The following is a 20,937-nucleotide window of genomic DNA, read 5'->3' on the forward strand; positions in this document are numbered from 1 at the left end:
ATGAAACTGAGCCAACTCACGGGCGCATTGCTGGGTCTGGCATTGCTGCTGCCACTGGCAGCCGATGCCAATCAGTTGCCCAATCCCGCCCCTTCCAGACCCCAAAATATCGTGATCATGGTCGGTGATGGCATGGGGCCGGCTTATACCAGCGCCTACCGGTATTTCAATGACAACCCGGATACCGAAGAGATAGAACAGACGGTATTCGATCGCCTGTTGGTCGGTATGGCCAGTACCTACCCCGCCAGAGTCAGCGGCTATGTCACCGACTCGGCCGCCGCGGCAACTGCGCTGGCAACCGGGGTGAAAAGCTATAACGGCGCTATCTCGGTCGACACCCAAAAGCAACCCATCCCGACCATAATGGAAAAGGCCAAGCAGCGGGGAATGAGCACAGGAGTGGCGGTCACTTCCCAGATAAATCACGCCACGCCGGCGGCCTTTCTGTCTCACAGCGAAAGTCGAAAAAACTATGTCGAGCTGGCCAACAAGTATCTGGAGACGGATGCCGATGTGATGCTGGGGGGCGGCCAGAAATACTTCGATCAGGAGCTGCTGGCCAAGTTTGATGCCAAGGGCTATCAAATTTTGCAGGAGTTCAGCGCGCTTGAAAGTATCACACAGCCCAAGGTAATGGGCCTGTTTGCCGAAGTGCAATTGCCCTGGGTGCTGGATGACAAGAACGGCCATCGCCTCAGCGCCATGACAGGCAAGGCGCTGGAGCTCTTGTCACAAAACAACAACGGCTTTGTATTGCTGGTCGAAGGCAGCCTGATCGACTGGGCCGGTCACAATAACGACATCGCCGCTGCCATGGCGGAGATGGATGAATTTGCCCGTACCATGGAAGTGGTCGAGCAGTTCGTGCGCCAAAACCCCAATACCCTGATGGTGGCCACCGCAGATCACAATACCGGCGGTCTCTCCATCGGCAGCAAGGGCAAATATGCCTGGAATCCAGAGGTGCTCAAGGGGCTGTCTGCCAGTATTGATACCCTGGCCGCCGCGGCGTTGACCGCAGAAGACTGGCAAGCACCGCTGGCTCAAGGCCTGGGCTTTGAGCTGGAACCGGCGTTGCTGGAGCAGTTGACCAAGGCCAGAATGCAAGGCAAAGAGACGCTGGCCAGCGCTATCAAACAGGAAGTAGATCGCCGCTCCAATACAGGCTGGACCACTGGCGGCCATACCGGCACAGATGTGCAGGTGTTTGCCACAGGCCCGGGCGCCGAACTGTTTATCGGCAACCAGGACAACACGGATATCGCCTCCAAACTGATAAGCCTACTGCCCAAGGGGCAAAGGGCTGCTCAATAATGCTTAACCATAAAAAAGCGGCTGCGGCCGCTTTTTTATGGTTGCTGACTATAACGCTTGCCCGCTGCCACCACTGATTGGCTATAATGCGCAGCAGATTTTATCCTTGGAAGTTCTCCTATGTTGCTGACACCGCCATCGCAATTACTGCTGCGCAACAGTGCGCTTTTTGAAGGCCAAAGCCTGCTGCTGCTCAACCATGAAAGCGACAGCTGCGCCAGAGAGCTTTTGAACCTGTGCCCCAGAGTCGATGCCCTGGCGCTGGATTTCAATCACTTCCAACAGCTTAAGTCGCAAGCCAAGACCGAGCTTCATTGTTACTTTGGCCACCAGTTGCCCCATACTGACAGGTTCGAGACAGTTGTGGTCTACTACCCTAAGGCCAAGCCGCTGCTCGCTTATCTGCTGGAACTGGCAGCGCTGCACCTGCAACCGGGAGGCCAGCTGCTGGTCATAGGGGAAAACAAAGGTGGGATAAAGTCGTTTGCCAAGCAGCAAAGTCACTGGTTCAGCAATCCGATCAAACTGGACAACGCCCGTCACTGCCTGCTGTTTGCCGCCGAGGCCATCGCCAGCCCAACTGCGCTGGATATTGAGACCTATGTCAGTCATTACAGCTTGCCCACTCCCCAAGGGGATGTGCAAATCTGCAATATGGCCGGAGTATTCAGTGAAAAACGTCTGGATCTGGGCACAGAGCTGTTGTTGTCCCATCTGCCCAAGCTTGAGGGCCGGGTATTGGACTTTGGCTGCGGCGCCGGAGTGATTGCGGCCGCCCTGCTCAAAGCCCAGCCGGAGCTGAGCCTGGAATGTGTCGACATCAATGCCATGGCGCTGCTGTCCTGTGAGCTGACCCTAAAGGCCAATGGCCTTAGCGCCAAGGTCTATCCATCAGATGGCTTGAGCGCCACCCAGGGCGAGTTCAATGCCATCATCTCCAACCCGCCGTTTCACGATGGTTTGGCGGCAACTACCCATATTGCCGAAAGCTTTATCACCGACAGCGCCAAAAAACTCACAGACAGAGGAGTATGGCAGATAGTGGCCAATCGTCACCTGCCATACAGCGACACAATAGCGGCCCATTTCGGCAAGGTGAATGTCATCGCCGAAAACAACAAATACAAGCTTTACCGGAATACCAGTGACAAAAAGTAACGCCGAAAAATTTTGGTAACTTTTCGCTAAGAGATCAAAGATTTTTATAAGTATTCAGGGCTATTATCTTTTGAATAACTGCTAATGGGATGTTAACAACAGGCTTCGTTTCGGCGAGCTTATGTTGTTATACTCAATAGCAGTCGGAAAAATAATAATAGTACCGTTCCGCACAGGAGTTGACTCAGTCGATAAGAGCCCCTGTTTTCCTGTTATGTCATGGCACACACCATGGACAAACAGTTTCTTACTCGAGTGGCAAACATATTCAAGCTCCAAAGGAAAGGTATAACTAACCTGGATACTCTAATATGCTGGCGCCGGATCTCGTTGAACTCAGCAGTAACATGCAATTTGCCGAGCTGAGGCTCATCCCCAAAACCCATGGTCCCGTTACCGAGGAAGCCATTCGTCATCTGCTGGCATTACCTGACTTTGCCAAACTTTACCCCCTGGACAGTCAAATTGTTAAAGCCGTCAAAGAGATCAACAAGCTCTATGCCGAAGAAGATGGCCAATTCGAGCAATTTTTTCAGATAGCCGAGCGTCGTGACGGCCAGATATCACTCCAGCCGAGCAAGGATAAGATGCAAGCCGCCATGACCCTTACCGCCGCCTGGGGCGGTAAAGAGATCACCCTGCCGGACATTCTTCGCCGTCTCAAGGAAGATAAGATCTGCATGGGACTATCGAAAATCAAGATAGAAACCATGCTCAAACGCCTGAAGCAGAGTAAACCCGGTGAAACCATAGAAGGCATAATTGCATGTGGCAAGGCCGCAGTGAACGGTAGCCATGCCAAATTGGATCGCAAAGTCCCCCTGGCCCGTGAACGCCTGTTGCACCCTCAGGAGCGGGAGGATGGCACTGTGGATATGCGTAACTTGGGCGCCGTCATCATGGTCAATAGCGGCGATATTTTGATGGAGAAGATCCCCGCCACCCAAGGTACCCCAGGCTACAATGTCTTCGGTGAAGTACTGCCGGCCAAGCCAGGTAAAGAGTTGGAGATGGTGGTAGGTAAAGGTACAGAACTCAGCGCCAAAGACAGCAATAAGCTTATCGCCACTGTAGCCGGTCAGCCGGTGGAGATCCGCAACGGCATGCAGGTGGACGATGTGCTGCAGATAAAAGATGTCGACGTGGGCTATGGCAACGTCGACTTCAAGGGCAGTATCCTTATCAGTGGCGACGTCCATGAAGGGATGCAGGTCAAGAGTAGTGGTGATATCACTGTGATGGGCTTTGTCGACTCGGCGTCCCTGACGGCAGAGGGAGATATCACCGTCAGCAAGGGGATTATAGGTCGGCAGATCCGCACCAATGAGCTATCGACCCAAATAAGAGCCAAAGGGCAGATTTCGGCCCAGTTTGTGCAATATTCTGATCTTCAGTGCCAAGGCGATATTCTGGTAACCAAGCAGCTATTGCACAGCTACAGTTGCACCGATGGCAAACTGATAGTCAGCGATGCCAACGGCCGTCGCGGAGACCTGGTGGGCGGAATAGCCAAGGCAGAAAAAGGTATCAAGGCCGTCGCCATAGGCGCCACAGCCGATACCAAGACAGATCTCTTCTGCGCCATGCGTTTGGGGGAATACCGCCAAAACCTCAAAGAACTCGAAGAGAGTGTTAGGGTTCTGGTAGTAGCCGGGCTGGAGATGGAAGCCCGGCTGAGAAAACTGCCGCCCAAGAGTGAATGGCAAACAGATCCTACCATGGTCGAACAGATCAAAATGATGCTGCAAGAGAAACATCGTGTCGATGATGAGCGGCTGCGGGAAGAAACCGAACTCGATCTTCTGAAGGCGGAAACTGAAGGTTACTATCGCCATTACTTTGTCGAAGCCCTGAAGCATGTCTACTCCAATGTGGAAATTCACATAGGCCCGGCACAGCAGCGCACTCAAAGGGAACACGGCCCCTGCGTGATTGAAAACCAAAATGGAGAAATCCACTTCGATTACAGCAATCGCGGTTAACCTCAAAGCCGTACGGCTATGGCTCAATCTGACCGGGAAGAAATCATAGCAACACCAAGTCACTGTGTTATGGTATCGGGAACAGCTTATGCGTGGAGCCCCTATGACACAGCCCACCTGGCCCGCCATTCTAAAACCGGCAGATTCAGACGAACTCCTGTTCCTCGAGAATGAAAGAGACTGGTTGGAGTATATCTGCCTGCATCAACACCTGAGTTGCCAGGGCGACCAACTGATAGATTCCGGCGGCTTATGCTATCCCATACTTCCAGCCACTCGCAGCAACGAACCTGTGCTGGCCTCATTGCCGCAAATAGGCCCTAGCCAGTCTCGACTCGAACTCAAAGATCTCAAGCTGTTGGTGCAAAAGCACGCCGCCGCGCTCGGCAGCTGCTGCGTGGCCAAATTGGCCTTTATCACTTTTCCACAAGGGCTGGAGATGGTGCGTTATCTCGACAATCTCTGACAAAGCCCTGCGCCCACGGGTATAATCGGCGCGTTTTCTCTCACCGGAGTCATAGATTTGCAACTTCTGAAAATAGATTGCTTAGGGAAGCCTCTGAGGCTGGAAGGTTCCATGGCAGGTTGGCAGCAACTCTTTTGGGATAACCAATTGGTATCACAACAAGCCGCCAGCGCCAATGACCAAGGCAGCGGCCGCCATGAGTTCAGTCTTAGTCGCACCGATGGCAGCAGCATCAAGGTACGCCTGGAAACCCAGCTCAACTGGCAACCCTTTGAGCTGAGCTATCGTTTGCTCATCGATGAACAAGTCACAATTGAAGGCAGGCGCAACAGCAAAGATATTGAGCGGCAAACACCGGACATAGCGCCGGTGAAACAGCAGAAACTGAGTCTGGTGGGGCTGGTGTCTCTGGGCTTCAAACTGCTCAAGAGCGCCAAGGTGATCAAGGTCGTACTGGCCGGGGCCAGTATTGCCGCTTATTCTTGGCTGTTTTCACTGCAGTTTGCCCTTGCCCTTATTGCCTGTCTGGTGTTTCACGAATACGGCCATATCCGGGCGATGAAGTATTTTGGTATGAAAACCAAAGGTATCTACCTCATTCCCTTTATGGGCGGCCTGGCCTTGTCCGATGAGAAGATCAACACCCGCTGGCAAGATGTGGTGATCTCCATCATGGGGCCAACCTTTGGCCTGTTAATGTCCCTGGCGGCACTCGTGGCCTACTGGATCACGGGCAATCCCTTCTTTGCCGGATTGGCGGCCTTTAACGCCTTACTCAATCTGTTCAACCTGTTGCCAATTCTGCCGCTGGACGGCGGACATATTCTCAAGAGCATCAGCTTTTCAATGAACAGCGCCATCGGCCTTATCGCCTGTATTCTCGGTGCCGCCATCGGAGTATTTATCAGCTACAGCCTGGGGCTAGCGCTGCTGGGGTTCCTGTTGCTGATAGGCAGCGCCGAGATTCTGTTTGAGTGGAAACAGCGTCATCAAAGCCATCTGTTGCCGCTGGACAGGTATGGGCAAGTGTTTTCCCTTATCTGGTATCTGTTAACCGTGGCGGCCCTGGTAGGGGTTATCTGGCATCTGGCGGGTAGCGGAGATGATATGCTGGGATTGCCACTCAAAATATTGCAGAGCTGATGCAATATGGCAAACGGCTGCAACAAAGCAGCCGTCTGTAGCCTATGTCAGTTAAACGGAACCGGATGGTATCTCACCTAAATCACCGTTTTGGTAGTCACGAATGGCCTGCAGGATCTCCGCCTGGGTATTCATCACAAAAGGCCCCATCTGCACCACGGCCTCACCAATAGGGTTACCGGCCAGAATGAGCAGGCCTGCGCCCTTGAAACCGGCTTGCAGCTCGAGAGGATAACGACTGTCGAGCAGCAACATATTACCGGCGGCCAGTTGTTTGCCATCCGGCAGTTGCAATTCACCACTGTGCAAATAGAGCGCCAGCCGCCCCAGATGACTGAGTTCCAACTCGGCTTGGGCATCAGGCGCCAGCGTCAAATCGGCAATCGCCGCATCGCCGGCCAACCCGGTCAAGGGAGCACTGGCTTCAGTACCGGCGAAACGCCAGTCACCGGCCAGCAGTCTCAGGCTGGCGCCGTCAGTTTCAAGCTGTTGGTGTTCATCGGCAGCGCTATCCTGATACCTGGGCGGCCGCATCTTGTCCTTGGCCGGCATATTGAGCCAGATCTGAAAGCCATGCAGCCCCTCTTTGGCATCGGCCAGCGGCATTTCGGAGTGGACCACACCGCGGCCGGTACTCATCCACTGCACCTTGCCTTCGCGGATGGCGCGGACATTGCCCAGTTGATCCCTGTGCTCAAAGCCGCCCTTGCGGATATAGGTAAAAGTTTCCATACCGCGGTGGGGATGCGGCGGAAAACCGCCGAGATAATCGCGTTCATCGTCGGAGCGGATCTCATCCAGCATCAGATAAGGATCCAGCGCCAGAGCCAGAAAATCGGCGACCCGGCTGATATTGACCCCATCGCCGTCAGAGGTGGGTTGCGCCGGCAGTATTTGCAATATTTTCATCATTGGGCTCCTTCACTTTGGAATAGCCCCAGCTTACTGCCGACAAATAACAACAAAAAGCGCATTTATCCGCTATGAGTCTTCGACTTTATAGAAAGGTCACACCCACCAATAGCGCACCACATGGAAGAAAACCGGCGCAGCAAAACAGACAGAATCCATCCGATCCAGCATGCCGCCGTGGCCCTCTATCATATGGCCCCAATCCTTGACGCCGCGGTCACGCTTGATGGCCGACATCACCAGTCCTCCGGCAAAGCCGAGCAGGTTCACCAGTAAAGCTATGATTGCCGCCTGCCAGGGGGTGAATGGGGTGATCCAAAACAGCGAAGTACCCACCAGCGTCGCCAGCAATACCCCACCGACCAGGCCTTCGAGGGTCTTGGAGGGCGACAGCTTGGGTGCCACCTTGCGTTTGCCAAACAGCTTGCCACAGCAATACTGCAGCACATCGGAGAGTTGCACCACCAGAATGAGCCAGGCGATCAGCAGCAAGTTACGCCCTTCATAGCCCTCAATCTTCAAGGTCATCAGCGCCGGCACTGACGAGACACAATAGACGGCTATCATCAGCCCCCACTGCACCTTGGCGGTACGCTCAAGGTAACGTGTAGTATCGCCGCCAAGTGCTGCCAGAATCGGCATCAGCAGGAACAGATACACGGGAATAAAGATACTGAACATGCCGTACCAATGGATGGCGATCAGCAGATACTGCACCGGCAAGGCAAAATAGAAGGCGGCGACCAGGGCTGGATAATCGCTGGCCCGGGTCGGTGTCAGGGTTAAAAACTCCCTGAGCGCATAGAAAGATACCAGGGCAAACAGCAATATCACCCCATAGAGCCCGAACAGGAAGGCTATGCCTATGGCCAGCACCATCATCCACCAGGCATCGATTCTGGCATTGAGATTGGCAATAACAGCGTTGTTGCCCTTACGCCAGGCCAGCAAACGGCCTATCAGGGTCGCTACCACCAGCAGTAGGCCTATGCCGGCAAACAACCACAGTGTCTGGTTCATACTTCCTCCCGTGACATCGCCAATAGTGCCAAACGCAAACGCTCGAGAAAGGCCACCTTGGATTCCTGCGGCTGCAGCTTGATAGGCGTGCCAAAACTCAAAGTGCAGAGCAGCGGCAACGGCAGATAACGCCCCTTGGGCATGGCGCGATTGAGGTTGGCAATCCAGACGGGGATCAGCTCCAGATCCGGGCGCGAGTGTGCCAGATGATAGATTCCACTCTTGAACGGCAACAATGGCGCCTCGCTCAGATTACGGGTTCCTTCCGGGAAGAAGATCAGCGAGTCGCCCTCGGCCAGCGCCTTTTCCACCGGCGCCAAGGGATTGCCCTCACCATGGCTCTCTCTTGGAATAAGCACGGCATTGAATACCCGCTGAATAATAAAGCGCCTCAGCGCCGTCTTCTGCCAATACTCGGCGCCGGCAACCGGACGAGTCTTGCGTCTCAGCAAGGCAGGCAGTGATGCCCACAGCAACACAAAGTCACCGTGACTGCTGTGATTGGCAAAGTAGAGCCGCTGATTGTGATTGGCGCGGCAGTCAAGCCACAGGGCACGGGCACCTGTGACCAACCTGGCGGCCGAGGTGATCCCAAAGGCGGTCAATCCCGCGAGCCAGCCGATTAGGGTATCCATAGATAAGGGTAAACTCCTCTTACAGGAAAAAGCGCCAGACGAGTAACAACATCAGCGCCGCGGCCTGCCCGGCAAAGCAGAGGAACAGACGCTTTAGCAGCGCCTGCGCCCCTTGGGCGCGCTGCAGCATACTGCGACCGGCCTGTTCTTCTTTAAGCCAGCCGAGCTGCTGCATGCTGTGATCCAGACGTTCGCAGGAATGCTCCCCTGCCAGAGCGGCAAACAGCTTGGCATCCAGCGCGACTCTAAGGCCAAAATACTGTCCGCCCAGCCCGAAAAGCACCATCAACAGGGCGCTGAGCAGTTCCGACCACCCTTGAAGCTTGCCGCCCCAGAGAAGCAGCAAAGGTGCCAACATCAAAACGGCACTGAACCAGCGCAGCGGCGCGGCATTGCCCAATAAAGTGGCCACCAATTTTGCCAGATCCCGCTGCTGCGACTCAGGCATGTTGCACCTCTGGCGGGCAAAAACCGGACTTGAGCCGCTCCAGGTAAGCCAGAGTCTCTGGCTTGAAAACCACCTTGGGTCTGACGGCGGCAATCATCCTTGCGGCATCCAGGGCACTGCCGGCCCGACCGCTCAGCAGCAACCAGGCCGCCAATACCAGGGCGCTACGGCCATAACCCAAGGCGCAACATACCAGTAGAGTACCTGAAGTGCGCAAACACTCGAGCCGCCTGACCGCTTCCAGGCACTCCTGTTCATCCGGCAAGCATAAATCCAGCATGGGCATGGGCTGATACCATTTGAGCTTGCCTTCGGTCATCCCCCGAACAGGTGTCAGCAAGGCCTTGCCCGAATAGGGGAAAGGTAACTCGGCGCAGAGATCCAATATGGCATCATATTGCTGCGCTTCACTCATGGTGGGCATGCGCCCGAGCCAAACCCCGGGCAGTACCTCTTGCGCCGCTACCTTGCCAGCGGTCCAGAAACGGATATTGAGCCAGGCAAACAAACGATAAGGTAACAACAGCCAGCGACTGGCGAAGCTGGGATGGCCCAGCTCACTCTTTTGAAAACCCGCGGCGGCAAACAGGAGATAATTGAGCGCCACCATGGCCAGCGCCAAGGCCAGCCAAAACAGCAGCATGCCAAAGAGACTCATGGGCCAGAGCAAGGCCGCGAGCAGCAGCAAGACGGCGCCGACGCCATAAGCCGCTGCCAGCTTGAGCCTGCAAGGTTCCCTCGCCAAACTCAAGCGGCTGAACGAATGTCGCGGCCACAGCCAGAGGCAGAACAGACCGGCCGCCAGCCCTGTGGGCAAGTCGATAAAATGATGTTGCCAGGTCGTCAGCACCGACAGGCCAATCAAGGCAAACCAGCCGTGGAGCAGATAACGCCAGGGGCCCTTGGTCCGCTGACTGTATTCACTCCAGAGCACCACCAAGAGGGCGATGTGCAAAGAGGGCGCCTGATTGAAAGGCTTATCAAACCCCATCAGGAGATCGAACAAACCACCAAAAACGCCGTCGAGCGGCGGGCGCTCAAAACTGAATTTAAGTGGCCAGATGAGAAAACAGCCGATACACAGAAGCTGTACGCTCAGCAGCCTGAGCCCCAGTCTGTCTATCCCCTTGCGGCTGAGGGGGAGCAGAAACGCCAGGCCGTAGAGAAGATCTATCGACCAGTAAGGCACTATGGTCCAGGGCCAAAGCGGAATGGCGTGCTCCCAGGAAAACACCAGACTGGGAACCTCACTTTGCTGCGAGGCATACCAATTGGCAAAACCATAGCTGGCAAAGAAAAACGGCGCCAACAAGGCCAGCCAAAGCAGGCCCCGGCGAATGGTACCGACCTCGCGTCGACGGGCGGGCAGCTCAGGCATCAGTCGGCCTTACGCGCCATGGACACGGTAAATATGCCCCACTCATCCACTCTTTGAGTCAACTTGTGAAAGCCGTTGGCTTTGGTCAGTTGATCCATCTCCTGCTGACTGCGGCGACGCATCACCCAAGGCTGACCGTCTCTGTGGCTGGTCAGGGCCCGGCCGATGAATTCCAGCTGTGGATGCCAGGGCTGGCCCGTGTAGATAAGCAGGCCTCCGGGCGCCAGCGCCGCGGCAATACCCGCCAGGGAGCGGGACACCATCTCATTGTCACCAAACAGCTCGTAGAGGCCGGAGACTACCGCCAGGGTTGGTTTGGGCTCGACCGCCGCCAGCGAATCAAAGTCGAAGGCATCGCCCTTTTCAAAGCGCACTATGTCACTGAGGCCAAGCTCATCGATGAGAGCGCGGCCGTCGCGGATATTGATATCACTGTAATCACGCAGCAGCACAGAATCGGGCTTGATATCGCTGTTCGCCAGGCTCTCCAGCAGATAGCGGCCATGCCCAGCGGCCACATCCATCAAATGCAGCGGCTTTTCTTCCTTTCTCAGCGTCGACAGCGCCTGCGCCAGCAACTCTTCGATATGGCGTTTACGCTGGCGTATGCCGCGCCAGCCAATGGCATTGAGATATTGTTTGTCGACAAAACGGCCAAACTCCCCCTTGCCGGAGGGGGTGTTGCGATAGACATAGTCCAAGGTGCTGCCCGAGTCGAAGCCGCGCTCGAAACCCAGGGCGATACCCTCTGAGTATTTCTCCCCCAGTTTCATCACTGCGCGGGTGGCTTGCCAGTATTTGGCCTGCCAGGAAGCCTCGGGCAGAGGGGCGGCGAGCGATTCACTTTCGGCGCAGCTCGGGCCGAATTTATCTTGCTGCAACAAATTCACAGCCGCCTGTGGCGAGGCGATATTGGCCCGCAGGAAGCGTCTGATCCTGGCTATCGGGTCGGCCCGATCCAGCTCTCCCAGGGTGTCATGGTAAAAACCGGGCAGCAGGTGCAATTCTTTACGCTGGGAACCCAAACGCTCAAAAAACTGTTGCTGCGGCTGGCGCCGAACCACATAGTCGGCGCCCGAGATCAGTACCTGAGTCGGTACAGTAATCGCCTGGGCATTGGCCACCACCCTTTCGGCGGCATCATAGAGTCCCAACAACACATTGACCGAGATCGGCCTGGCGATCAGTGGGTCAGTCTCAAAGCTGTATTGTCTGGCGGGGTCATGGGTCAACAGCTTGGCCTTAACATAGCTGTTGACGAAAAAGTTGCCCTTGAGGTTCCTCAGCAGCTTGAGCCCAGGGATAGCAAAAGGCACATAGAGCTTGACGCTGAAGGCCGGCGACGCCAGCACCAGCGCACGAATAGAAGGCGCATAGTCATGCACCCAGGTGCTGGCCAGCACGGCGCCGACACTTTGGGCCACCACACACAGCTGCTCTTGGCTGAAACCATGTTTGCGCTCTATGTGTTCCACAAAGGTCTGAATGTCGCGGACACTGGTACCGAAGGAGGGGCTGTCGCCTCTGGCGCCCGGTGATTGCCCATGACCACGGGCGTCCCAAGCGAAAAAAGCCTGCTCAGGCAGCGCCAATTCATCCACCAGGTGCGCCATTCGACCACCGTGTTCATGACCACGGTGAAACAGCAACACGGCCCCGGGATCCTCTTGTTCATTGGTTTCCAGCGCCGGCCAGAAACGATAAAACAGCTGGAATCCATCATGGGTAGTAAAAAAGTGTTCCTCGGGTACCCTTGCGGCATTATCCATATAATTCATTCCTTTGATAAACAACTTAACTTGCGCTCTCACCCTGCTTCAAACCGGATTTTACCCGATTGAATATGGTCAGGCAGAGTAACAGGATAACCAATGACAAAATCAAATTGAGCCAGAATGGTGTCAACCAACCCAAGGCGACGGCCAGCCCCAGAATACCGAAGACAAACGCGCGATCGCTCTTGCCCATGGGGCCATCATAGCGGCGCTCGGCTCCCACCATCAGGCCGAGCACCCCGGCGTATTCACTGGCAATGGCCAGTAAGGTCAGGGCGATCACCAGTGCAGGTTCCACACCACCGAGCAAGGCAAAAGGCAGATAGAGTATCGCATCCGAAACAATATCGGCGAGCTCATTGAGGTAGGCGCCGAGACGGGATTGCTGCCCAAACTCGCGGGCCAACATGCCATCTATGGCATTGAGCGCCATTCTTTTCAGCATCCAAATCGGGATGAGGGCAAAGAGCCAAGGATGAGGCCAGATAAGCAACAGGGTTCCCAGCAGTATAGAACCCAGCGCCGCCAATACCGTGACTTGATTGGCGCTGACGCCGCGCTGATACAGACGGGTAACCAGTGGCCTCAGTAGGTCCTGAAAGCGGGATTTCAACTGATAAACAGACAAACTCATTGGCTACAACATCCTAATCGAGAAAGAAAAGTTCTCACAGTCATCCTTGAATCTCGCGCAAATGACCAAAGTGCACTATGCCTGATTTTTAATATGCTTCAAAGTGCTTGAGGGAAAAAGCCGCGGCTGAATCACGACTCAACCGCAACGCCTCCGACAAGGGGAAAATGCCACTGCACCTCTCTGTATCCAGTCTATTGATTCTCTGCTTCGATTGGCTTTAGGGTTAAAGCCAAATGTTCCAGCTGATAGATAGCCATGAATGGCCCAATCAAGTTGCCAAGCCCCAATAGGCATTTGGAATAGCCAGCGCTGACGTTCATTCAACCAAAATAAATACAACAAATTGATACTTTTAATAATTTAAGCAGACTAGCGTTTCAGACAACCAAACACAGCCCCGCGCCCAGGATGGTGTAGACGTAGTGTTGCACTCACCTTCTATCATGCTCAAAAAGGATTAACCAAAATTAATTCAGCATTCCACCCAAGTTATGCTGCAATAGGCCCAAGTTAAACCCACTTTGAGACCCTTGGTTCACCACTATGGAACTTTTGCTCGACCCACACATATGGATCGGACTCTTTACCCTTATCATCCTCGAGATAGTTCTCGGCATAGACAACCTGGTATTTATTGCCATTCTGGTTAAAAAACTCCCTCAACATCAAAGAGACAAAGCCCGGGTCATAGGCCTGTCGCTGGCTCTGTTGATGCGCCTTGGCCTGTTGGCCGTGGTGTCCTGGCTGGTCACCCTCAACCAACCTTTATTCAGCCTTGCCAATTTCAGTTTTTCCGGACGGGATCTGATCCTGATATCCGGGGGGCTGTTCCTGCTGTTCAAGGCCACCAGTGAACTGCATGAACGGCTGGAGTCCAAAGAGCCGGAAATTGGCCAGAAAGTCGCCTACGCCGGCTTTGGCATAGTTGTGACCCAGATACTGGTGCTGGATGCGGTATTTTCCATCGACTCTATCATTACCGCGGTCGGTATGGTGGATGAGCTCTGGGTAATGATGACAGCCGTAGTGGTGGCCATGACTGTGATGTTGCTGGCTTCCAAACCGCTGACTCGCTTTGTCAACGCACACCCAACCGTGGTGGTGCTCTGTCTCAGCTTCCTGCTGATGATAGGTTTCAGCTTGGTGGCCGAAGGCTTTGGTTTCCATATTCCCAAAGGTTATCTGTATGCCGCCATAGGTTTCTCCATCATGATCGAGTTCTTCAACCAGTTGGGGCAACGCAGGTTCGAACAACGTGAGGCCCGTAAACCCTTGAGGGACAGGACAGCCAACGCCATCTTCAAGTTGATGGGCGGCAAGAAGCAGTTTGAAGAAATTGAAGAAGATGAAGAGTTGCCCGAAGACGAGCGCGCCCTGAGCAAGTGCTTTGGTGAAGATGAACGCAACATGGTCGGTGAAGTGCTGACTCTGGCCGAGCGCAGCATCAAGAGCATTATGACGCCGCGAGCCGAAATAAGCTGGGTTAACCTCAGCCACAGCCCCGAGCAGATAAAACAACAACTGCATAGCGACAGATTCAGCCAGTATCCCCTGTGTGACGGCGATATAGACAAGGTCGTGGCACTGGTGAGTGCCAAGGAGTTGCTGGCCGCCATAGAGCAACAACGGCCACTGCAGAGTCTGCGCCCCGGCCACAAGCCGGTGATAGTGCCGAAAAGCATCAGCGTGTTCCGTTTGTTGGAAGAGCTAAAGCGCGCCAAGGCCGACATGGCGTTGGTCACAGACGAATTCGGTGCCCTATTGGGACTGGTCACCGGCCACGACATTCTCGAAGCCATAGTCGGCGAACTGCCCCAGGAAGATGAGGCCGAAGAGATCCGCATCGATGGCGATGGTTGGCGCGCTCGCGGCAGCATTAACCTGCATCAGTTAGGGAAGCTCCTGGGCTACGATGAACTCGAAAGCCATAATCACGAGTATGTGACCCTCGCGGGCATGTTGCTGGCACGCTTTGGCCGGATCCCGGAAGCAGGCAGTGTGCTGACTATAGAGCCCTGGCGCTTTGAAGTCACTGAGATGAATCAGCACCAGATAGCCGAAGTCAAAATAAGCCGTCTGGATCAGCAAACTGAAAACAGCCCTGCCAACGACGGCTCCTATCAAACGCTAGTAGAAAACTGATCCACAAGCGCCGATAGCCAAACAAAATTTGCGGTTATCGGCGCTGTTTTTACGACAACCCGCCTTTCCACCATTTGTTGATCACCTAGCTCCTTCGGGCACTCCGGCTCCATCGGACAATTCCCAAACTTAAGTAGTCACCCGCGAATAATTAGACAAACCCAAGCCGTGAACGCGATAATCCCTCCCCAATATCACTTTTATCAGACATTTTCGGTTCAAAGAGCACTAAAAGTATGAAGAAACGCTTCTGCCTGCCATGGATAGCAATAATAATGATACTGGCCAGCCCTGCTCTGTCGGCGGCCAACGCAGAGCAATTCTCCCGCTTGCTTAAAGGGGCCGAAAGCCAGCTCTATTCACTGCCGCAACGGTCGCAGGCTCAACTGTACGAGATGGAAAGCGGGCAACTCAAAGACCTGCCCAAGCCCCTGCTGACCCGTTTTTATCTGACTAAGGCGACAGTATCTCTGCTGCTGCATGAGGTCCCCGCCGCCGAGCAAGCCGCCAAAGAGGGCCTTAAACTGGCGGTTCCGGGAACCAGCGAACATACCCTGCTGGAACTGAGACTGGTACAGGTGATGTTGCAATCCGGCAAGGTCACACAGGCCATCAGCGAACTGCAAAAAATAATAGATAGTCAGCAAAATTCGGCCGATAAAGTGGTTCAGGCTGAAGCCCTGCTACTAAAAAGTAAGGCGCTTGAACAGCAAGGCAAGCTGGATGCATCCTATGCCAGCCTGATGCTGTCATTGGACGCCGCCGAACAGAGCCAGAACAAGGAGTTGCTGGAGCGGATCTCCTTTGGCATGGGCCACCTTCTGGTGCGCCTTAACGGCTTTGAGCGCTCGGAAAAACTGCTTAAGAAAGCATTCAAATTCTTCAAGGACAGAAGGATGTCCTACAACCAGATGCTGGTGCAATTGGAATTGGCTCAGTTGGCCGAGCAGCAGGGACAGGTTGAAATAGCCATAGATAGATATCAAGCGGCGCTGGAACTGGCCAGAGTATTGGGATACGGCCTGTATCGCTTTCGCATCAATGTAGAACTGGCGCTAAAGTACCGGGATTCCGGGGATGTGTCGTCCATGGCAAAGCACCTGCAACTGGCCGACAAGTTGCAATATCGCGAGACTTCAACCCTCTATACCAGCCGCTTTCAACTGCTCAAGGCCCAAGAGTTACTCAACAAGCATAAGTACGCCGAAATGGCCGTCTATGTCGACCCTCTGCTTATCGGCTTAGCCAAGGAAAAAACCTTGTTACGCTCCCAGATAGAATTGTTAAAGGTCAGCGCCGAAGGCTTTGCCGGATTGGGTAATTTCAAGCGCGCTTACGAGGTATTGGATCAGTACCAGCAACGCTTCGCCGTATACAGCTCCAAGGAGTTGGTCAGTAATCTGGATCGCCAGCAGTTACTGTTTAACTTAGAACGTCTCGAATTTGAAAACCAGGATCTCAACTGGAACAACGTACTGCAAAAACTGGAGCTGGAAACCAACCGCACGACCCTGAATCAACTCAATATCATCAGCAGCATCATCCTGTTGCTGCTGTTACTGGCCACTATCATTATTCTCTGGCTCAATCGCTCACGCTTGAAGTGGGGACTGCTGGCCAAGACCGACAGCCTCACCGGCCTTTATAACCGCCGTTATCTGGCCGGTTGGTTGCTGTACCATCAAGCTTCAGAGGAGCAAAGCCAGGAGTCGCAACCTAAGTGGCGCACACTGCTTTTTCGACTGAAATCACTGTTGTTGCCGGCCAAAGTCCAGCGCAGACATGGCCCGCTGGCGTTAATCACGCTCGACATAGATAGCTTCAAAAAGGTTAATGACACTCATGGCCACAATAACGGCGACCGAGTGCTGATCGAACTGGCCAAGGTGATGAAAGCCTTGCTGCGGAAGGATGATCTACTGGCTCGGGTTGGCGGTGAAGAGTTTATGTTATTGCTGCCCAATACCGGCTTGAATGACGCTGTGTCTGTTGCCGAAACCCTTAGGCAAAGCGTGGCCGAGCACATATTCACCCTGGAAAATGGCGAGCCACTGAGGCTCACCGTCAGCCAAGGAGTGGCTTTGGACGCCGACGGTTGCCAAAGCTTCAGTCAACTGACTGATACTGCGGATAAACTTCTTTATCAAGCCAAGCAGCTTGGGCGTAATCGAGTCGAAAGTGAGCTGGCACAGGACTCAGAAGCCAACGCAGTTTGAATTCAGGCGTTTGTCTGCGAGCCGCCGCCATTCCAGCTGCCATCGCGGCGCGCCTGATACTCACTGACCATGGCCTCCACTGCCGCCTCGTCGAAAGGACGTAAGCCACTGAGTACCAAGGTCTTGCGCCCGGTTCCTACCTGTTTATCATCACTGATAAGCGCGAAATCCAGCGTCACATCACCGCGTTTGCCATCGACTTTGAGATTGCTGTTAATCAGCTCCAGTTTAACCTGCTCAAACTCCAGGGTGTCCAGTTCAAAACCCATGCTTTCATAGATAACCAAGGGCCGCGCCGGATTAATGGTGACCTGATGCTCGCGCATCAAAGGCACCAAAACATGGGTAAAGTTGAGACCGGAAAAAGCCACATAACTGCGGATAAAGGATTCCAACTGCCGTTCGCAGTGGCGCGTTTCACCATCGCGATGGACATTCAGGTAGCGTTTGCCGCGCTCATCTTCTATCGCCAGCTCGGCCCCCTGATTGCCGGGAAAATGCAGACATACGCCGTCCCCGACCATGCCTTCAAACTTGAACAGCATCCGGCGGCTAAGGCCATAATCGTTCAACACCAGGGCAAACAGAAGATCGCCTGGAACGCAAAAACGCTTGGCATCCTCATCATGGATAGGATTGAAATCCCCTGCTACTCCCTTGGCAAAATCACTGGCCTGCTTACGGCCTATGGTTATTTGGTTATTTTCTCTTTTAAAATAATCAACTAGAAACATCTTGTTCAAACACTCACAAAGCCAAGGCTAACCGGAATAAAAAGGCCTACCAGTTTAACCGCCTTTTGACAAATAACTCACCCGATCTGTTGGCTTTGGCTTCCGGCCAAGGTTAGCCGCTCAAAAATCAAGCAATCGCACTTCAGCGACTTTATCCGAAAATGGTTCCAAGCTCTGCTGGATAACTCAAATACAGCCTTACTACTTTGCTCAAAAGATCAAAAGCTTACTTTGTAAAGCCAGTTTTTCAGGCAAAACCTCAACAATAACAACTCGGTTTACAGATGCTGACATTTGTTAATTTTGATCACAATAATAAATGCAAATCGTTTGCATTTATTAAATCAATTGCTAGAATTCGCCCGATTTCAACAACAGTAACATCACAACGGGAACCAAGATGATCAAGAAAACTCTCATTGCCAGTGCGCTACTGACAGCCCTGTGCGGCCCCCAGGCATTCGCCTCGGACGAGACTCAAGAGCTGCGCCAAATCATCGAACAGCAGCAGAAAGTCCTCAAGGATCTGGAGCGCCGTCTGGCAGAAACCGAAAAGCGTCAGCAACAAACTGCCGAGCGGGTCGAGCAAACCGCTGAGCGGGTTGAACAGACCGCCGAGGTGGTAGATGCCACGCCGCAAAAAACCGCCACCACTATCGGCGGCTATGGTGAGCTGCACTACAACAACATAGACAACAAGCTGGGCGAGGATAAGAAAGAGTTCGACTTCCACCGTTTCGTACTCTTCTTCGGCCATGAGTTTACTGAAGACACCCGTTTCTTCTCCGAATTGGAAGTGGAACACTCCATCTCAGGCGATGGTCAAAATGGCGAAGTCGAGCTGGAGCAGGCCTACATAGAGCACGACTTCAATGAAGCCCTGACTGCCAAGGCGGGTCTGTTCCTGATGCCGGTTGGCATCATCAATGAAACCCACGAGCCACCGGCATTTTATGGTGTCGAGCGTAACCCGGTTGAGAAAGACATACTCCCGGCTACCTGGTGGGAAGCGGGTCTGGCAATGAATATCCAGGCGGCTCCCGGACTGGCCTTCGATGCGGCCGTGACCTCGGGCCTGAATGTCCCTACCACAGGTAAAAATGCCTATAAGCCAAGAAGCGGTCGCCAAAAGGTTTCCGAGGCCAAGGCTGACGATCTGGCCTATACCGGCCGGGTGAAATACACAGCCGTTCCCGGTCTGGAGTTGGCTGCCACGGTTCAGTACCAATCTGATCTGACTCAAGGCGAAGCCACTGTAGACACAGCCTCGGCTCTGATGTGGTCGGCGCACGCCATCTACCACCTAGAAAACTTCAGCATCAGAGCCCTCTACGCCGAGTGGGACATAGATGGATTTGAAGCCGAAGCCCTGGGCCGCGACAAGCAAAATGGCTGGTATATAGAGCCGTCCTACCGCTTTAACGAGCAGTTCGGTATCTTCGCCCGCTACAACGAATGGGACAACAATGCCGGTGACAATCAAGACACCAAAGAAACCCAAACCAATGTGGGTATCAACTACTGGTTGCACGAGAATGTGGTGTTCAAGGCCGACTACGAAAAACGTGGCGGCAAATCTGACTCAGATGGTTTCAATCTGGGTGTAGGTTATCAGTTCTGATGATCTTTGGGTGCCCTCTGGGGCGCCCTCATTGAGGCACTTATGAAGACCCGTATTGCACTACTCTCATTGTTTTTGCTGCCATTCACTCAAACCCAGGCGGCGCAAAGCGTTTACCAAAGCCCGGCAGACTTTGTCACCCAGGCCTTGGGCTCCCAAGGTAAAGGTAAAGGTCAAGACCAAGCCAAAGCCAAAGTTTTTTGGTTCAGCGCCGAGCAACGCCAGGTCATAGAAGAGATACTGGCCCACGATTTTCGGCCGCTGCGTACCCGCTATTGGCAGCGGGGAGACGACACTGTCTGGATCCTCGAGGAAATTGGCAAAGAAGCGCCAATCACTGTGGGTATTCAGGTGCGCCATGGGCAGATTTATCGCACCAAGGTGCTTATCTACCGCGAAAGCCGCGGCGATGAAGTCAGGCACGACTTCTTTACCGATCAATTTAAATCGGCGACACTCACAAAAGATAAACAGCTGGACAAACATATAGATGGCATTACCGGGGCAACACTGTCCGTCAGGGCCCTGACCAAACTGGCCCGCATCGCCCTCTATCTTGATCGGCAACTCAGCCTGCAAAACACAGTGAGCCCAGATGACACGTAAACATCCGGACTTTCGAGTCCGTCTCCTGCGCACCCTGCGCCCCTGGCACAAACGTATTGGCATCAGCAGCAGTGTGCTTGTGTTGCTGCTGACACTGACCGGCCTGGCCTTGAATCACAGCCGTGAGCTGAACCTATCCCAAGGCGTGCACTGGCAATGGCTGCAAGACTATTACGGCATTGGCGCCCCGGAAGATGTCAAAGTCTGGCAAGCCCAGCCGCTGGCGGGCAGCAGTCAGGGGCAGGCCTGGATAACCGGCACGCCGCTAGCCGAGCAAACAGATGAAATACTGGCCATGGCTCCCTTTGAAGACAAGTGGCTGCTGCTGACCCAAAACAGTTTGACGATTTTGAGCCAGGATCTTGCTGTGCTGGAAACCCAAACCGAGCTGACAGGTTTGCCGCCGCAGATAAACGCCTTGGCGGTCGAGCCCGGCAATGTCTGGCTAAAAACACCACTGGGCCAATATCGCAGCGACAGCGAACTGCTGGACTGGCAAGCGGCCAGCAGCCTGGTGACCCTCCCCTGGATAAAACCACTCGAAGGGGCAAAGATACAAACGCAGCAGTTGATCGGAGATATTCGCGCCAGTCGCCTGTCCTGGCACAGGGTTCTTCAGGATCTGCACAGCGGCCGAATCTTCGGCGCTGCCGGCAGTTATCTGATGGATCTGGCGGCGATCGCCTTATTATTACTGTCTGTGAGCGGCCTGATCATTTATTTAAAACAGAAGCGCTGAGATCAAGC

Annotated in this window: 18 protein-coding genes; 10 read left to right on the top strand and 8 right to left on the bottom strand. The window is 54.0% G+C overall.

The window, feature by feature from the left end; all coding sequences use genetic code 11:
- The 5 genes from ACMHXE_RS18080 to ACMHXE_RS18100 all read left to right on the top strand — a co-directional run bounded on the left by ACMHXE_RS18080 (position 1) and on the right by ACMHXE_RS18100 (position 6,066).
- Positions 1–1,317 (top strand): alkaline phosphatase, encoded by a 1,317-nt coding sequence (locus tag ACMHXE_RS18080; protein WP_101052898.1) that lies wholly within the window; start codon positions 1–3, stop codon positions 1,315–1,317.
- A 123-nt stretch (positions 1,318–1,440) separates the two neighbouring features.
- On the top strand, positions 1,441–2,475 hold the full coding sequence (locus ACMHXE_RS18085) for a methyltransferase (protein ID WP_413733025.1): 1,035 nt from the start codon (positions 1,441–1,443) through the stop codon (positions 2,473–2,475).
- Between the two features lie 311 nt (positions 2,476–2,786).
- Positions 2,787–4,457: a DUF342 domain-containing protein gene (locus ACMHXE_RS18090; protein WP_226565000.1), complete on the top strand. Its 1,671-nt coding sequence runs from the start codon at positions 2,787–2,789 to the stop codon at positions 4,455–4,457.
- Between the two features lie 103 nt (positions 4,458–4,560).
- A complete protein-coding gene (locus ACMHXE_RS18095; RefSeq protein ID WP_224866057.1) occupies positions 4,561–4,923 on the top strand; it encodes a DUF4144 domain-containing protein in 363 nt (120 codons plus the stop codon).
- 111 nt (positions 4,924–5,034) lie between these two features.
- A complete protein-coding gene (locus ACMHXE_RS18100; protein ID WP_226564997.1) occupies positions 5,035–6,066 on the top strand; it encodes a site-2 protease family protein in 1,032 nt (343 codons plus the stop codon).
- 51 nt (positions 6,067–6,117) lie between these two features.
- Here ACMHXE_RS18100 and ACMHXE_RS18105 read toward each other — a convergent pair whose 3' ends face one another.
- From ACMHXE_RS18105 to ACMHXE_RS18135, 7 genes are all read right to left on the bottom strand, one after another.
- Positions 6,118–6,975: a pirin family protein gene (locus tag ACMHXE_RS18105; protein WP_413733026.1), complete on the bottom strand. Its 858-nt coding sequence runs from the start codon at positions 6,973–6,975 to the stop codon at positions 6,118–6,120.
- A 99-nt stretch (positions 6,976–7,074) separates the two neighbouring features.
- Positions 7,075–7,998 (bottom strand): phosphatidate cytidylyltransferase, encoded by a 924-nt coding sequence (locus ACMHXE_RS18110; protein ID WP_025008904.1) that lies wholly within the window; start codon positions 7,996–7,998, stop codon positions 7,075–7,077.
- Entirely contained in the window at positions 7,995–8,633 is a 639-nt protein-coding gene (locus ACMHXE_RS18115) for a lysophospholipid acyltransferase family protein (RefSeq protein WP_413732983.1), read from the bottom strand. The genes ACMHXE_RS18110 and ACMHXE_RS18115 overlap by 4 nt, the downstream gene beginning before the upstream one ends.
- 19 nt (positions 8,634–8,652) lie before the next feature.
- Positions 8,653–9,081 (bottom strand): hypothetical protein, encoded by a 429-nt coding sequence (locus ACMHXE_RS18120; RefSeq protein ID WP_101052750.1) that lies wholly within the window; start codon positions 9,079–9,081, stop codon positions 8,653–8,655.
- Positions 9,074–10,459, bottom strand: coding sequence for a phosphatase PAP2/dual specificity phosphatase family protein (locus tag ACMHXE_RS18125; protein WP_413732985.1), 1,386 nt, complete (start codon positions 10,457–10,459; stop codon positions 9,074–9,076). Before ACMHXE_RS18125 ends, ACMHXE_RS18120 begins: the two co-directional genes overlap by 8 nt.
- Complete coding sequence (locus tag ACMHXE_RS18130; protein WP_339087048.1) at positions 10,459–12,228, bottom strand: bifunctional alpha/beta hydrolase/class I SAM-dependent methyltransferase; 1,770 nt, start codon at positions 12,226–12,228, stop codon at positions 10,459–10,461. Before ACMHXE_RS18130 ends, ACMHXE_RS18125 begins: the two co-directional genes overlap by 1 nt.
- A 25-nt stretch (positions 12,229–12,253) precedes the next feature.
- The gene (locus ACMHXE_RS18135) at positions 12,254–12,868 is read right to left on the bottom strand and encodes a CDP-alcohol phosphatidyltransferase family protein (RefSeq protein ID WP_101052744.1); all 615 of its coding nucleotides are present in this window, start codon (positions 12,866–12,868) and stop codon (positions 12,254–12,256) included.
- Between the two features lie 546 nt (positions 12,869–13,414).
- Between ACMHXE_RS18135 and ACMHXE_RS18140 the strand changes: the two genes are divergently transcribed.
- Both ACMHXE_RS18140 and ACMHXE_RS18145 read left to right on the top strand, forming a co-directional pair.
- Positions 13,415–15,013, top strand: a complete 1,599-nt coding sequence (locus tag ACMHXE_RS18140) for a TerC family protein (protein WP_413732988.1) — start codon at positions 13,415–13,417, stop codon at positions 15,011–15,013.
- A gap of 236 nt (positions 15,014–15,249) precedes the next feature.
- On the top strand, positions 15,250–17,229 hold the full coding sequence (locus ACMHXE_RS18145; RefSeq protein ID WP_413732990.1) for a diguanylate cyclase: 1,980 nt from the start codon (positions 15,250–15,252) through the stop codon (positions 17,227–17,229).
- 2 nt (positions 17,230–17,231) lie between these two features.
- Here ACMHXE_RS18145 and ACMHXE_RS18150 read toward each other — a convergent pair whose 3' ends face one another.
- A complete protein-coding gene (locus ACMHXE_RS18150) occupies positions 17,232–17,963 on the bottom strand; it encodes a DUF3581 domain-containing protein (protein ID WP_101052737.1) in 732 nt (243 codons plus the stop codon).
- A gap of 400 nt (positions 17,964–18,363) precedes the next feature.
- Between ACMHXE_RS18150 and ACMHXE_RS18155 the strand changes: the two genes are divergently transcribed.
- The 3 genes from ACMHXE_RS18155 to ACMHXE_RS18165 are packed head-to-tail and all read left to right on the top strand — an operon-like array spanning position 18,364 to position 20,929.
- Entirely contained in the window at positions 18,364–19,584 is a 1,221-nt protein-coding gene (locus ACMHXE_RS18155) for a porin (RefSeq protein WP_413732992.1), read from the top strand.
- Positions 19,585–19,626: 42 nt separating this feature from the next.
- Positions 19,627–20,190, top strand: a complete 564-nt coding sequence (locus tag ACMHXE_RS18160) for an FMN-binding protein (RefSeq protein ID WP_413732994.1) — start codon at positions 19,627–19,629, stop codon at positions 20,188–20,190.
- Positions 20,180–20,929: a PepSY-associated TM helix domain-containing protein gene (locus ACMHXE_RS18165; RefSeq protein ID WP_413732996.1), complete on the top strand. Its 750-nt coding sequence runs from the start codon at positions 20,180–20,182 to the stop codon at positions 20,927–20,929. Before ACMHXE_RS18160 ends, ACMHXE_RS18165 begins: the two co-directional genes overlap by 11 nt.
- Positions 20,930–20,937 lie beyond the last annotated feature (8 nt).

The sequence above is a fragment of the Shewanella sp. BJSY2023SW007 genome (genome assembly GCF_047314525.1).
Taxonomy (GTDB): domain Bacteria; phylum Pseudomonadota; class Gammaproteobacteria; order Enterobacterales; family Shewanellaceae; genus Shewanella; species Shewanella chilikensis.

Coding starts and splice junctions, on each gene's coding strand:
- ACMHXE_RS18080 (WP_101052898.1), top strand. CDS start 1: ATGAAACTGAGCCAACTCACGGGCGCATTGCTGGGTCTGGCATTGCTG.
- ACMHXE_RS18090 (WP_226565000.1), top strand. CDS start 2,787: ATGCTGGCGCCGGATCTCGTTGAACTCAGCAGTAACATGCAATTTGCC.
- ACMHXE_RS18095 (WP_224866057.1), top strand. CDS start 4,561: ATGACACAGCCCACCTGGCCCGCCATTCTAAAACCGGCAGATTCAGAC.
- ACMHXE_RS18100 (WP_226564997.1), top strand. CDS start 5,035: ATGGCAGGTTGGCAGCAACTCTTTTGGGATAACCAATTGGTATCACAA.
- ACMHXE_RS18105 (WP_413733026.1), bottom strand. CDS start 6,975: ATGAAAATATTGCAAATACTGCCGGCGCAACCCACCTCTGACGGCGAT.
- ACMHXE_RS18110 (WP_025008904.1), bottom strand. CDS start 7,998: ATGAACCAGACACTGTGGTTGTTTGCCGGCATAGGCCTACTGCTGGTG.
- ACMHXE_RS18115 (WP_413732983.1), bottom strand. CDS start 8,633: ATGGATACCCTAATCGGCTGGCTCGCGGGATTGACCGCCTTTGGGATC.
- ACMHXE_RS18120 (WP_101052750.1), bottom strand. CDS start 9,081: ATGCCTGAGTCGCAGCAGCGGGATCTGGCAAAATTGGTGGCCACTTTA.
- ACMHXE_RS18125 (WP_413732985.1), bottom strand. CDS start 10,459: ATGCCTGAGCTGCCCGCCCGTCGACGCGAGGTCGGTACCATTCGCCGG.
- ACMHXE_RS18130 (WP_339087048.1), bottom strand. CDS start 12,228: ATGGATAATGCCGCAAGGGTACCCGAGGAACACTTTTTTACTACCCAT.
- ACMHXE_RS18135 (WP_101052744.1), bottom strand. CDS start 12,868: ATGAGTTTGTCTGTTTATCAGTTGAAATCCCGCTTTCAGGACCTACTG.
- ACMHXE_RS18140 (WP_413732988.1), top strand. CDS start 13,415: ATGGAACTTTTGCTCGACCCACACATATGGATCGGACTCTTTACCCTT.
- ACMHXE_RS18145 (WP_413732990.1), top strand. CDS start 15,250: ATGAAGAAACGCTTCTGCCTGCCATGGATAGCAATAATAATGATACTG.
- ACMHXE_RS18150 (WP_101052737.1), bottom strand. CDS start 17,963: ATGTTTCTAGTTGATTATTTTAAAAGAGAAAATAACCAAATAACCATA.
- ACMHXE_RS18155 (WP_413732992.1), top strand. CDS start 18,364: ATGATCAAGAAAACTCTCATTGCCAGTGCGCTACTGACAGCCCTGTGC.
- ACMHXE_RS18160 (WP_413732994.1), top strand. CDS start 19,627: ATGAAGACCCGTATTGCACTACTCTCATTGTTTTTGCTGCCATTCACT.
- ACMHXE_RS18165 (WP_413732996.1), top strand. CDS start 20,180: ATGACACGTAAACATCCGGACTTTCGAGTCCGTCTCCTGCGCACCCTG.